14 protein-coding genes are annotated in these 11,929 nt (G+C 72.8%); 6 read left to right on the forward strand and 8 right to left on the reverse strand.

Annotated elements, in window-relative coordinates:
* Nucleotides 1-104: 104 nt before the first annotated feature.
* Together A6R01_RS00475 and A6R01_RS00480 are read right to left on the reverse strand one after the other, a co-directional pair.
* Nucleotides 105-782: a response regulator transcription factor gene (locus A6R01_RS00475; RefSeq protein ID WP_292602257.1), complete on the reverse strand. Its 678-nt coding sequence runs from the start codon at nt 780-782 to the stop codon at nt 105-107.
* Nucleotides 779-1,927 carry an ATP-binding protein gene (locus A6R01_RS00480; protein WP_292602260.1) on the reverse strand — a complete coding sequence of 383 codons (1,149 nt, stop codon included), beginning with the start codon at nt 1,925-1,927 and terminating at the stop codon, nt 779-781. The genes A6R01_RS00475 and A6R01_RS00480 overlap by 4 nt, the downstream gene beginning before the upstream one ends.
* 121 nt (nt 1,928-2,048) lie before the next feature.
* On the opposite strand from A6R01_RS00480, the gene phoU reads away from it, so the two are divergent.
* Complete coding sequence (gene phoU, locus A6R01_RS00485) at nt 2,049-2,711, forward strand: phosphate signaling complex protein PhoU (RefSeq protein ID WP_292602263.1); 663 nt, start codon at nt 2,049-2,051, stop codon at nt 2,709-2,711.
* A 180-nt stretch (nt 2,712-2,891) separates the two neighbouring features.
* Here the strand turns inward: phoU and A6R01_RS00490 are convergent, their stop codons facing one another.
* Genes A6R01_RS00490 through A6R01_RS00500 form a run of 3 tightly spaced genes read right to left on the reverse strand, consistent with a single transcriptional unit; the run spans nt 2,892 to nt 5,177 of the window.
* The gene (locus tag A6R01_RS00490) at nt 2,892-3,635 is read right to left on the reverse strand and encodes a phosphoglyceromutase (RefSeq protein ID WP_292602265.1); all 744 of its coding nucleotides are present in this window, start codon (nt 3,633-3,635) and stop codon (nt 2,892-2,894) included.
* A gap of 2 nt (nt 3,636-3,637) precedes the next feature.
* Nucleotides 3,638-4,240, reverse strand: a complete 603-nt coding sequence (locus A6R01_RS00495; RefSeq protein WP_292602266.1) for a hypothetical protein — start codon at nt 4,238-4,240, stop codon at nt 3,638-3,640.
* A gap of 52 nt (nt 4,241-4,292) precedes the next feature.
* Nucleotides 4,293-5,177 carry a UbiA family prenyltransferase gene (locus tag A6R01_RS00500; RefSeq protein WP_292602268.1) on the reverse strand — a complete coding sequence of 295 codons (885 nt, stop codon included), beginning with the start codon at nt 5,175-5,177 and terminating at the stop codon, nt 4,293-4,295.
* A 247-nt stretch (nt 5,178-5,424) separates the two neighbouring features.
* Between A6R01_RS00500 and A6R01_RS00505 the strand changes: the two genes are divergently transcribed.
* Together A6R01_RS00505 and A6R01_RS00510 are read left to right on the forward strand one after the other, a co-directional pair.
* Nucleotides 5,425-5,910 (forward strand): CarD family transcriptional regulator, encoded by a 486-nt coding sequence (locus A6R01_RS00505; protein WP_179532102.1) that lies wholly within the window; start codon nt 5,425-5,427, stop codon nt 5,908-5,910.
* Nucleotides 5,911-6,119: 209 nt separating this feature from the next.
* Entirely contained in the window at nt 6,120-6,683 is a 564-nt protein-coding gene (locus tag A6R01_RS00510) for a 2-C-methyl-D-erythritol 4-phosphate cytidylyltransferase (protein ID WP_292602270.1), read from the forward strand.
* Here A6R01_RS00510 and A6R01_RS00515 read toward each other — a convergent pair.
* Nucleotides 6,670-7,410, reverse strand: coding sequence for a 2-C-methyl-D-erythritol 4-phosphate cytidylyltransferase (locus A6R01_RS00515; protein ID WP_292602272.1), 741 nt, complete (start codon nt 7,408-7,410; stop codon nt 6,670-6,672). The two genes, A6R01_RS00510 and A6R01_RS00515, sit on opposite strands and share 14 nt — an antisense overlap.
* A gap of 153 nt (nt 7,411-7,563) precedes the next feature.
* Between A6R01_RS00515 and nirD the strand changes: the two genes are divergently transcribed.
* Nucleotides 7,564-7,938: a nitrite reductase small subunit NirD gene (gene nirD / locus A6R01_RS00520; RefSeq protein WP_292602276.1), complete on the forward strand. Its 375-nt coding sequence runs from the start codon at nt 7,564-7,566 to the stop codon at nt 7,936-7,938.
* Between the two features lie 40 nt (nt 7,939-7,978).
* Here nirD and A6R01_RS00525 read toward each other — a convergent pair whose 3' ends face one another.
* Complete coding sequence (locus A6R01_RS00525; protein ID WP_292602278.1) at nt 7,979-8,872, reverse strand: alpha/beta fold hydrolase; 894 nt, start codon at nt 8,870-8,872, stop codon at nt 7,979-7,981.
* Nucleotides 8,869-9,387 (reverse strand): 2-C-methyl-D-erythritol 2,4-cyclodiphosphate synthase, encoded by a 519-nt coding sequence (gene ispF, locus A6R01_RS00530; RefSeq protein WP_292602296.1) that lies wholly within the window; start codon nt 9,385-9,387, stop codon nt 8,869-8,871. Before ispF ends, A6R01_RS00525 begins: the two co-directional genes overlap by 4 nt.
* 89 nt (nt 9,388-9,476) lie before the next feature.
* Here ispF and A6R01_RS00535 point away from each other — a divergent pair, with 89 nt between their 5' ends.
* The gene (locus A6R01_RS00535) at nt 9,477-11,048 is read left to right on the forward strand and encodes a molybdopterin-dependent oxidoreductase (RefSeq protein ID WP_292602281.1); all 1,572 of its coding nucleotides are present in this window, start codon (nt 9,477-9,479) and stop codon (nt 11,046-11,048) included.
* Between the two features lie 2 nt (nt 11,049-11,050).
* Nucleotides 11,051-11,794 (forward strand): SDR family oxidoreductase, encoded by a 744-nt coding sequence (locus tag A6R01_RS00540; protein ID WP_292602284.1) that lies wholly within the window; start codon nt 11,051-11,053, stop codon nt 11,792-11,794.
* Nucleotides 11,795-11,929: the final 135 nt, after the last annotated feature.

Here is an 11,929-nt window from a genome sequence, read left to right on the forward strand (position 1 = left end):
TTTCGGTCACGGATGCGCGACCCGCGGCGACGTGGGGCAGCCGGATCACGACGTACTGCAGGAAAATCGGCCCGAGAACCTGCAGAACGTCGTGGTCGGTGACCTCAGAGGTCGAGTTTGTACCCCAGGCCGCGGACCGTCACGAGGTACTTCGGCTCGGACGGGTCCGGCTCGAGCTTGGCGCGCAGCCGCTTGACGTGCACGTCGAGGGTCTTGGTGTCGCCGACGTAGTCCGAGCCCCACACGCGGTCGATCAGCTGCCCGCGCGTGAGCACGCGACCGGGGTTGCGCAGGAACATCTCGAGCAGCTCGAACTCCTTGAGCGGCAGCTTCTGCTCGTTGCCGTCCACGGTCACCACGTGCCGCTCGACGTCCATCCGGACCGGCCCGGCCTCCAGCGTGGAGGGCGAGAGCTCCGGCTCGGTGCCGCGGCGCAGGACCGCACGGATGCGGGCGACCAGCTCACGGGGGGAGTACGGCTTGGTGACGTAGTCGTCGGCGCCGAGCTCGAGGCCCACCACCTTGTCGACCTCGTCGTCCTTCGCGCTCACCATGATGACCGGGACGCTGGAGGTCGCCCGGATCTGCCGGCACACCTCGGTGCCGGGGATGCCGGGCAGCATCAGGTCCAGCAGCACGATGTCTGCCCCGTTGCGGTCGAACTCCGTCAGCGCGGTGTTCCCGTCCGCGGCGATGGCCACCTCGAAGCCCTCCTTGCGCAGCATGTACGCGAGGGCGTCGCTGTAGCTCTCCTCGTCCTCGACGACCAGTACCCGTGTCACGGGCTGTCCTCCTGTGTCTTTCTCTCTGCTCCGAAGTGCTGGGGCAGCGTGAGGGTGAACGTAGAGCCCTGACCCTCTGCTGACCAGACCCGGACCTCGCCGCCGTGGGTGGCGGCGACGTGCTTGACGATGGACAGGCCGAGCCCGGTGCCGCCGGTGGAGCGGTGGCGGGCCGGGTCGACCCGGTAGAAACGTTCGAAGATGCGGTCGAGCTCCTCGGCGGGGATGCCGATGCCCTGGTCGACCACGGAGATGTCGACCGAGCCCTCGTCCACGCGCGTGGTGACCAGGACGGTCGAGTCGTTCTCGGAGTAGGACACCGCGTTGCTCACGAGGTTGGAGACCGCGGCCAGCACCTGCTGCTCGTTGCCGAAGACCTGCAGGTCGGAGGTGCCGCCGACCATCACCTGGATGTTCTTGTTCTCCGCGTCCATCCGGCTGGTGTCCACGGCGGTGGCGATCACGTCGTCGAGGTGGACCGCGACCGGCGCGTCGAGGGGGTCGTCGGCCTGCAGGCGAGAGAGCTCGATGATCTGCTGGACCAGCTTGCCCAGCCGCTCGGACTCGGTGAACATCCGGTCCGCGAAGCGGCGCACGGCCTCGGGATCGTCGGCGGCGTCCTGCATCGCGTCCGAGAGCAGGCGGATCGCCCCCACCGGGGTCTTCAGCTCGTGGGAGACGTTGGCGACGAAGTCGCGGCGGACCTCCTCCACGCGCTTCTCCCGGGTGCGGTCCTCGACCAGCGCGAGCACCAGCCGGGAGCCCAGCGGCGCGACGCGGGCGGTGACGTAGCGCGAGGGCACCCCCGGTCGCGCCATCAGCAGCTCGGTCTCCCGGATCTGCCCGTCCCGGCGTACCTTGCGGACCACGTCGGCGAGGTCGGCCGAGACGAGCTTGCTGCCCCGCACCAGCCCCAGCGCGTACGCCGGAGCAGACGCCTTGAGGACCTCGTCGTTGTCGTCCACGACCACGGCGCTGGACCGCAGCACCGACAGCACGGTGCCCACCCCGTCCGGGACGACCGGCTGGGCGTACGGCGGGATCGTGCGCTGCTGGCGGTCGCTGATGTGCCACGCCAGGACCGCGCCGCCGGCGACGACGGCGCCGATGAGGGCTGCGAGGGCAGCCTGGAGCGTCGGGTCCACGGGGGAAGCGTACGCACGAGTTTCACCGGGGGTTCAGCCCCGGACGCCGACGTAGGGAACGTTCACCCCGCGTTCATGGCCACACCCCGTATGGTCACCCGGCTCTCCTAAGGTGGAGCCCATGCGTGACGTCTTCCACGAGCAGCTCGACGCCGTCTTCGGCGACCTCGCCACCATCTGCGGTCAGGTCGAGACCGCGGTGTGCCAGGCGACCAAGTCCCTCCTCGAGGCCGACGTCGAGATCGCCGAGCAGGTCATCTCCGCCGACGTCGACATCGACCGGGCCCGCGTCGAGGTCGAGGAGCAGTGCTTCGAGCTGCTCTCCCTGCAGCAGCCCGTCGCCGGCGACCTGCGCGTGGTCGTCGCCGCGCTGCGGATGGTCACCGAGCTCGAGCGGATGGGCGACCTCTCGGTCCACGTCGCCAAGATCGCCCGGATGCGCGTCCCCGACGTCGCCGTGCCGGCCGAGATCCAGCCGACCGTCTCCCGGATGGCCGACGTGGCCCGCGACATGGTGGCCCGCGTGAAGCAGATCATCGTCGACCGCGACGTGTCCGCCGCCATCGAGCTGGGCCGCGACGACGAGATCATGGACCAGCTGCGCCGCGCCAGCTTCACCCAGGTGCTCGGCGACGACTGGACCCACGGCGTCGAGGCGGCCGTCGACATCGCGCTGCTCGGTCGCTACTACGAGCGCATCGCCGACCACGCGGTCTCGATCGCCAACCGCGTGGTCTTCGTGGTCACCGGTGAGGACCCGCGGGCTGCGGCCAGCGAGGCCTGAGCCGGGGGGTCCAGCGGGGGGCGGCGGGTCGGCCGGGTTTGTCGGCTGGCCGACAAACCCGGAAGTGGGACGACAAAGGTACGTCGTCCAGCTTCCGGGTCCTTCGGCTGGCCGACAAACCTTGCGGGCGGGAGTCGGAAGGTTCGACTGACGTCAGTCCGACCTTCCCGCGCGCAGGCCCTACTTGCCCTGGTTGGCCACGGCGGCGGCAGCAGCGGCCGCGGCGTCGGGGTCGAGGTAGCGGCCACCCTTCTCGACCGGCGAGAAGGACTCGTCGAGCTCGTAGACCAGCGGCATGCCAGTGGGGATGTTGAGGCCGGCGATGTCCTCGTCGGAGATGCCGTCGAGGTGCTTGACGATCGCGCGCAGGCTGTTGCCGTGGGCGGCGACGAGCACGGTCTTGCCGGCGGCCAGGTCGGGGATGATGTCGGACTCCCAGTAGGGGACCATCCGGGCGATGACGTCCTTGAGGCACTCGGTGGCCGGCAGGTCCGAGCCGAGGTCGGCGTACCGGACGTCGGAGGCCTGGGAGAACTCGTCGTCGGTCTCGATCGGCGGCGGGGGAGTGTCGAAGGAGCGGCGCCAGAGCATGAACTGCTCCTCGCCGTACTGCTCCAGCGTCTGCTTCTTGTCCTTGCCCTGCAGCGCGCCGTAGTGGCGCTCGTTGAGGCGCCAGGAGCGCTTGACCGGGATCCAGTGCCGGTCGGCGGCGTCGAGCGCGAGGCCCGCGGTCGTGATCGCGCGGCGCAGCAGCGAGGTGTGCACGACGTCGGGGAGGATGCCGGCCTCGACCAGCTGCTCGCCGCCGCGTCGGGCCTCGCCCTCACCCTTCTCGGTGAGGGGTACGTCGACCCAGCCCGTGAAGAGGTTCTTGGCGTTCCAGTCGGACTCGCCGTGCCGCAGCAGGACCAGGGTGTACGTCACGCTCAGTGCTCCCCGTCCTCAGAGCCCTCGGCGTGCTCCTCGTCGGAGTGCTCGCCCTCGGGGTGGTAGTTCTCGTAGCGACCGTCGGCCACGGGCTCGAGCGGCTCGCAGTCGTACTCCTCGCCCTCGGACTCGCTGACGTCGAAGCCGTCGAACTCGTCGCAGTCGGTGACGACCGGGATCTGCATGTCGACGATCTCGCCGTTGTCGAAGGCGAGCTGGACGCCGACGAAGTTGCCGGCCTCGAAGTCGCCGGTCACGACGATGCCGTCGCCCTCGGCGGAGAGGTTCTCGAAGCCCAGGCGCGGGATGCGGCGGTCCTCGAAGTCCTCGAAGGAGATGCTGGTGTCGCCGACGGGGCGGATCGCCTCGAAGGTGATCGCCTCGGTGCCGGAGTTGTTCGACAGGCCGGCGATGAACGTGCCGGAGCCGGGCGCCTTGGACACGATGACGGCGGAGAGCACGTCGACGGTGGCGTCACGGTCGATGGGGCCTGCGGCCGGGGTGTAGACCCGGTCGGTGGCGTAGTCGAACCCGCAGGAGGACAGGGTCGAGGCCAGGGCGAGGGCGCTGGCAGCGGCCACGAGCGAGCGGCGCAGGTGCATGTCGGAAAGCCTTCGGGTCGATCTGGATCCGGCGGCGACAGCCTAGCGGTGCCTAGGCGTGCAGGCCGACCAGGGTTCCGGTGATGATCATCCCCGCGGTGACGAGGGCGAGGTAGGTGGCGGTCAGCGCCAGCAGCCGCGCCGCTCCGACCTTCATGCCCAGCCGCAGCGGGAGGTAGGTCCAGCCGTCCTCGTGGTCGGCGACCAGGCCCCACAGCGAGGTCAGCAGGTGCACCCCGATGCCGAGCAGGGCCGCCAGCACCGTCATCGCCGGCTGCGGTGCGGCGCCGCCGTCGTGGTTGCCCCAGCCGCCGAAGGACAGGAAGGCCGGGTAGAGCGCGAACGCCGCGGCCCACGGCACCCAGCTGAGGAACCCGGTGCGCAGCGTGTAGTTGCCGAGCACGCCGATGGCGAGCGAGACGAGGTAGAGCAGGCCGGCGGTGATGCCGTTGGACAGGGCCAGCGGGATCACCAGCAGCACGGCGCACGACAGCGCGAACCACGCGGTGCTCGGGTCCAGGCGCCCGTCGGCGACCGGCTTGTCGGTGCGCCCGTGCCGGGCGTCGCGGCGCCGGTCGACCAGGTCGTTGTGCCAGCCCAGCAGCGCCTGGCCCACGAGCACGGTCCCGAGCACCAGCCCGAGGTCGCGGGTGGGCCGGTCGGCCAGGGCCGCGGCGACGGCCATCAGCACGGCCGTGGCGACGGCCTGGCGGGGGTGCGCCGCGCGCAGGAGCAGCAGCGGGGTGGCGTCGAGCACGCGACGGCGGGGCACGGCCGGCGGCGGAGGGGGTACGTCGTCGGCCACCTCGGTCAGCGTCGTACCCGGTGGGGTGTCGGCGTCCCGGGCGTCCTCGGCGCCGCCCTCGGGGGTCGATCGGGCGGCGGAGCCCGTGGGATCCGCCTGGCGGTCGCGTCGTCGCAGCCGTGGTCGAGCCATGCCCCGCAGTATGTCCGTAGATGGGGCCCGGATCGTGCGTTTCCCCAGCACAGGGCGGGTTCCGGGGTGTCGACGGGCTCCCCCGTGGGGGTGGTGATGGGTGGGCGCGACGGCTCGTGACAGCCCCCTGCCAGCACGGCGTCGCGGGATCTGTCAAGCCCTTGTTAGCGCTCTGACCTGCAGAAACGCTGTCCGACACGCCGGGAAGCCGTGTTAAGATGGCGGCCTAGGAAGGGGAACCTGACATATGACTTTCACCGTCGGCGAAACGGTTGTCTACCCGAATCACGGGGCCGCGATCATCGAGGACATCGAGATGCGGAAGATCAAGGGAGAGGACCGGCAGTACCTCGTTCTGAGGATCGTCGCACAGCAGGACCTGGTGGTCCGTGTGCCCGCCTGCAACCTGGACCTCGTGGGGGTCCGCGACGTCGTCGACAAGGAGGGTCTGGACCGCGTCTTCGACGTGCTGCGTGCCGCGCACGTGGAGGAGCCGACCAACTGGTCGCGTCGCTACAAGGCCAACCTGGAGAAGCTGCACAGCGGCGACGTCATGAAGGTCGCCGAGGTCGTGCGCGACCTGTGGCGCCGCGAGCGTGACCGTGGCCTGTCGGCCGGCGAGAAGCGGATGCTGGCCAAGGCGCGCCAGATCCTCGTCTCCGAGCTGGCCCTGGCCGAGCACACCAACGAGGACAAGGCCGAGGCCATCCTCGACGAGGTGCTCGCCTCCTGAGTCACTGACTCACTCAGCTGCACTCGAGGCCCCCGGGACCGTCCCGGGGGCTTCGTGCTGTTCCGGGGCAGACGAGCGGTGAGTCCTGAACCGTGTAAGCGCCAGGAACGGTTGACCACCCACCGCTCCCGCGGCGAGCGGTGGATGGTCAACCGTCTGGCACTGGCGGGGGGTTGAGGACTCACCGCTCCCGGCGGAGGGCGACTAGCGTGAGGGACGTGCTGTACGACGAGGACGGGTCGCTGGGGGTCGTGGTCGAGTCCGGGCGCGGGTCGCTGCCCTTCGCGCTCTGCCACGGGGAGGCGCTGGTCGCCTGCGCGGCGTGGGCGCTCGGGGAGGCGGGGGTCACCCAGGTCGACCTGGGCACTCCGTGGGAGGCGCTGGTCGAGGCCGGGGAGCCGCTGGTGCTGCACGACCCGCTGTGCCCGATGACGCCCGCGGACTTCATCGCCGCGTGCGTGGAGCGGTGCGCGGCGACCCAGGCGGTCGTCGTCGGCGTACGCCCCGTGACCGACACGCTCAAGGCCGTCGACGCCGACGGGGTCGTCCAGGACACCGTGGACCGCGAGGCGATGCGCCAGGTGACCTCGCCGATCGTGCTGCCCGCGTCGGTGGTGGCAGGCCTGGAGGGCCTGGCGAGCACCGACTTCGCCGAGCTCGCCGCCGACCTGGCCGCGAGGTTCCCGGTCGTGACGCTCGAGGCGCCCGCCGAGGGCCGACGGGTCGGCGACGAGGACGACGTGCGCGTCCTGGAGGCGCTCACCGCGCGCTGAGCAGCTCCTCGGCCAGGGCGAGGTCCTCGGGCCAGGTGACCTTGAGGTTGGCCGGCGTGGACGGCACCGCGACGACCGGCAGGCCGGCGTACCGCTCGAAGGTGGCGGCGGTGTCGGTGCCCTCGAAGCCGTCGCGCGCGGCGGCGCGGTAGGCCTCCAGCAGGGGGCGGGCGCGGAAGGCCTGCGGGGTCTGGACCCCCACGAGCCACCTCGGTGCCGGCGTCAGGTCGGCGGTCACCAGCCCGTGGGTGGCCGCGGCCGGCAGTGCGCCGCCGTGGCGCCGGGCCGCGGCGACCACGGCGTCGAAGAGCGCGGGCGAGGCCAGGGGGCGCGCCCCGTCGTGGATCGCGACGACGTCGGTGCGGCCGGCCTCGACGTGCCCCGCGACGGCCTGGAGCGCCGCCCACTCCGACCCGTGGCGGGAGGTGCCGCCGGGCACCAGCGCCACCTCCGGGCCGTCGCTCGGGCCGTCCTGGGGCAGGTACGCCGACAGCGCGTCGGCGACCTCGGCGTGCTCGGTGGGCGCGGCCACCACGACCACCCGGTCGACCCCGGTCGTGGCCAGCGCGTGGGTGAGCGACCAGGCCAGCAGCGGCCTCCCGGCCAGTTCGATGAGGACCTTGTTGACCCCGGCGCCGACCCGGTTGCCCGCGCCGGCGCCGAGCACCACGACCGTCACGCCGGGACGCGGCGGAGCAGGCGCGGGGGAGGAGGGGGCGGAGGTCACCGGCGCAGGCTAGCGGGCCGGACCGGGATGAGTTTTCACGGCTGTTACATGGAGAAACCTCGGTGGTACCCGGCGCCTCCTACGTTCGGAGGCCGAAGGAGGTCCGATGCGCGAGAGCAGCGTGGTCGGCGTGAGGAGTCCGGGCGGCCGGGCATGACCCCCAGGCAGCGCGACCGGCAGCGGGAGAGCGGGGAGTGGCACGCCGTGTGCCGGCTCGAGCAGCTCGAGGTCGAGCGTGGCGCCACGGCCCTCGTGCACGGTCAGGCGGTGGCGATCTTCAAGATGTCCGACGAGACCGTCTACGCGCTGGGCAACCACGACCCGTTCGCCAAGGCGTCGGTGCTCGCCAAGGGCATCGTGGGCCGTCGTGGCGACGTGCCGTTCGTGGCCTCGCCGCTGCACCGGCACGGCTTCGACCTGCGCACCGGCCGCTGCCTGGAGGATCTCGCCGTCTCCGTCCCGGCCTACGAGGTCAAGGTCGAGGGCGGGGTCGTCCACATCGGGCGGCGCCGGGGCGACGCCGCCTGATCCGTGGCCCAGCCGGAGCCCCGCCGGAGCCCCGGTCCGCTCAGGGGCGGGCCCGCTCCACGGCGGCCACCAGCTCGGCCGAGACGGCCTCGTCGCGCTCCAGCGGCAGGTAGTGCCCGGCGCCGGGCAGCACGAACATCCGCGCCCCCTCGATGGCCGACGCCAGCCGCCGCGCGTGCGAGGGCGGGGTCAGCACGTCGGCACTGCCCACCATGACCGTGGTCGGGACGCCGTCGAACGCCTTGAGGCCGGCGGTGCGCTCGTGGCGCATCAGGTCGCTGTAGTAGCCCGACATCGTCGCCGGCGAGCAGCTGACCATCTGGTCGACGACCAGGCCGGCGTCGCGCAGTCGCAGCGGCGAGCCCATGAGGAACCGGTTGACGACCCACCGCTCGATGGAGGGGGTACGCCGGCGCTCGGCGCGGCTGAGCAGCCGGGCCCGGGTCGCGAGGACCCGCGGCAGTCGCGCCCGCAGGAACGGCCCCATCTCCGGCAGCCCCAGCGTCACGGTGTCCAGGCCCCCCGACGAGGTCGCCACGAACACCAGCCCCGCCACCCGGTCGACCAGGTCGGGCCGCTCCTCGGGCAGCGACATGATCGTCATGCCGCCGATCGAGTGGCCGGCCAGGACGATCGGTGCCTCGCCGGCGTACGCGTCGATGACGTGGCCGAGGTCGCGGCCCAGCCGCGAGACCGTGCAGTCGCGCTCCGGCGCGACCTCCGAGCGGCCGTGCCCGCGGGCGTCCCAGGTGACCAGGCGCAGGTCGGGCCCGTAGGTCGCGAGCAGGTGCCGCACCTGGTAGTGCCAGTCCTGCTCGTCGGCGGTCCAGCAGTGCGCGAGCAGCAGCGTGACGGGCGCGTCCTCACGGCCGTAGGTCGTGACGTGCAGGCGGGCGCCGTCGTCGGCGAGCAGGCTGTGGGTGGTCGCGGTCATCGGGCTCCTCTTGCGGGCTGTCCGGAGGGTGCGGGGGTGGTCGGGACGACGAGGGCCGTGGCGATCGCGGCGACGCCCTCGCCGCGGCCGGTCAGCCCGAGGCCGTCGGTGGTGGTCGCCGAGACGGTGACCGGGGCGTCGACCGCGGCCGACAGCGCCGCCTCGGCCTCCGCGCGACGCGGCCCGACCTTGGGGCGGTTGCCGATCACCTGCACGGCGACGTTGCCGATCGCGAACCCGGCCGCGCGGACGCGGCGAGCGGTCTCGGCGAGCAGCGCGGCGCCGGCGGCACCGGCCCACTCGGGCTCGCTGGTGCCGAAGTTCGAGCCCAGGTCGCCCAGGCCCGCCGCGGACAGCAGCGCGTCGCAGGCGGCGTGGGCGGCCACGTCGGCGTCGGAGTGGCCCTCCAGGCCGTGGGTCTCCTCGGGCCAGGCCAGTCCGGCCAGGTGGAGGGGGACGCCGGCGACGAGGCGGTGCACGTCGGTGCCGACCCCGACGCGGGGGAGTCCGGTGATGGGGTCGCTCACCCGGGGGAGGGTAGTCGTCACCGGACCGTCACACCTGCCGTCCCGATCGCTGGAGACCGCTGCGTCATGATGGCCACATGGCTCCCCGACCCACGCTCGAGCAGCGCGCCCTCGTGTGGCCGCTCGCCGGGCTCGTGGCGGGCGCCGCAGGCATGCTCACCAGCTACGCCGCCGCGATGGTGCTCACCGTCCGCGAGGCGCCCGTCGTGGCGATCGCCGAGCTCGTGGTGCGCTCGGCGCCGGGACCGATCGTCTCCTTCGCGCTGAAGTTCCTCGGCGCGTGGAACAAGACGCTGCTGCTCTCGGTGATGGCGGTGCTCACCGTCGTCCTGTTCTGGTACGTCGGTGCCTGGGCCCGTCGTCGGTGGTGGGTGCCGGTCCTCGTCTACTCACTGATGGCCACGCTCGCGGCCGTCGCGGTGCTGCTCTCGGCCGACTGGTCCGGGGTCGACCTGCTGCCCGTGGCGGTCGGCTACGTCACCTGGCTGGTCGTGCTCTCGCTGCTCACCGAGCCGCTGCGGCGGGCCGACGCGGTCGCCGGGGAGGGACCCGAGCCCGGGTCGACCGGCGCGGCGGCGTACTCACGGGGGAGGCGGCAGTTCCTCGTGCGCGCCGGCCTGCTCGGCGCGGCCGCGGTGGCGGCCGGCGTGGCCGGGCGCGTCGTCGGCAGCGGGCGCCGCCAGGTCGAGGAGGTCCGGCGACTGCTGCGGCTCGACGTCCGCGCGCCGCGGGTGCCCGCGGGCGCGCACCCCGACGTGCCGGGGCTGGCCCCCTGGCAGACGCCGACCGAGGAGTTCTACAAGATCCACACCGCGATCGTGGTGCCCGCGATCGAGCCTGCCGACTGGTCGCTGCGCATCCACGGGATGGTCGAGCGGGAGGTGGTGCTGGGCTACCAGGACCTCCTCGACCGCGGCCTGACTGACGCCTGGGTGACGCTGTGCTGCGTCAGCAACCCGATCGGCGGCCCGCTGGTCGGCAACGCCTGGTGGAGCGGCGTGCGGACCGCCGACCTGCTCGCCGAGGCCGGGGTGCTCGACGGGGCCGACGCGGTGCTGCAGACCTCGCAGGACGGCTGGAACTGCGCCACGCCGATCGAGGCCCTCACCGACGACCGTGACGCGATGCTCGCGCTGGCGATGAACGGCAGCCCGCTGCCCATCGAGCACGGGTTCCCCGTGCGCACCGTGGTGCCCGGTCTCTACGGCTACGTGTCGGCGACCAAGTGGGTCGTGGACATGGAGGTCACCCGGTTCGCCGACGTCGACGCCTACTGGACCCAGCGCGGCTGGGGCGAGCGCGGGCCGGTGAAGACCGCCTCGCGCATCGACGTCCCGCGGTCCGGCTCGACGGTCGCCGCCGGTCCCGTCCGGGTCGGCGGCGTCGCCTGGCACCAGCACACCGGGATCTCCGCGGTCGAGGTGTCCGTCGACGGCGGGCCGTGGCAGCCGATGGAGCTGGGCCGGGTGCCCAACACCGACACCTGGGTGCAGTGGGGCGGCACCGTCGACGTCGGTCCCGGTGACCACCTGATGCGGGTCCGGGCCACCGACGCCGACGGGGTCGTGCAGACACCGGTCGAGCGCGACGTGCTCCCCGACGGCGCCACCGGCCACGACGTGGTCGACTTCTCGGCCGAGGAGGCCTGAGCGTGGAGCAGGACTTCGCCGGACGCCGGGGCGCGGCGCTGGTCGTCGGCGGCAACGGCGGCATCGGCGCGCGGGTCGCGTCGATGCTCGCGGAGCGCGGCGCCACGGTCGCGGTCACCCACCGTCGTACGCCGGCCGGGGGCGTGTCCTCGCACCGGCTCGACCTCGGCTCGCCCGACGCGGCCGCGCAGGCCGAGCGGGTCGTCGCGACCGTCGTGGCCGAGCACGGGGGGCTGCACACGCTGGTCCACGCGGCCGGCCCGCACGTGCCGATGGTCCACCTCGGCCGGGTCTCCGCCGAGGAGATGGCCACCCAGCTGCACGACGACGCCGGCGGGTTCTTCACCGTGGTCCGGGCGGCCCTGCCGGCGCTGCGGGAGACCCACGGCGCGGTCGTGGCCGTCACGACCGCGGCCACCACCCGCTTCCCCAAGCGCGACGGGCTGTCCTCGGCCCCGAAGGCCGCGGTCGAGGCGATGGTGCGCGCGCTGGCGGTCGAGGAGGGGCGCTACGGCGTCCGCGTCAACGCGGTCGGCCCCGGCATGCTCACCGACGGCATGGCCGCCCGGCTCATCGGCTCCGGGGACCTGTCCGAGGAGGCGCTGGAGGTCACCCGCCGCAACATCCCCCTCGGCACGTTCGGCACCGCCGACGACATCGCCGAGGCCGTCTGCTTCCTCGCCTCCGACCGCGCCGGCTTCATCTCCGGGCAGAAGCTCGACGTCGACGGCGGCTACGGGGCCTGACCGGTCGCCGAACCGTCACTCACGCACGGCCGAACCGTCTGCGGGGTCAGAGGAATGTCGCAACACCCCCTGCCCCGAGGGGGATGTTGTGCCGACTCCACCGATGCCTGCTGACCAGCTCGACCTGATCCATTG

Origin of the sequence: Nocardioides sp. REDSEA-S30_B4 (assembly GCF_001627265.1) — a bacterium.
Classification (GTDB): Bacteria; Actinomycetota; Actinomycetes; order Propionibacteriales; family Nocardioidaceae; genus Nocardioides.

Coding starts and splice junctions, on each gene's coding strand:
- phoU (WP_292602263.1), top strand. CDS start 2,049: ATGCGTGACGTCTTCCACGAGCAGCTCGACGCCGTCTTCGGCGACCTC.
- A6R01_RS00495 (WP_292602266.1), bottom strand. CDS start 4,240: ATGCACCTGCGCCGCTCGCTCGTGGCCGCTGCCAGCGCCCTCGCCCTG.
- A6R01_RS00500 (WP_292602268.1), bottom strand. CDS start 5,177: ATGGCTCGACCACGGCTGCGACGACGCGACCGCCAGGCGGATCCCACG.
- A6R01_RS00505 (WP_179532102.1), top strand. CDS start 5,425: ATGACTTTCACCGTCGGCGAAACGGTTGTCTACCCGAATCACGGGGCC.
- nirD (WP_292602276.1), top strand. CDS start 7,564: ATGACCCCCAGGCAGCGCGACCGGCAGCGGGAGAGCGGGGAGTGGCAC.
- A6R01_RS00525 (WP_292602278.1), bottom strand. CDS start 8,872: ATGACCGCGACCACCCACAGCCTGCTCGCCGACGACGGCGCCCGCCTG.
- A6R01_RS00535 (WP_292602281.1), top strand. CDS start 9,477: ATGGCTCCCCGACCCACGCTCGAGCAGCGCGCCCTCGTGTGGCCGCTC.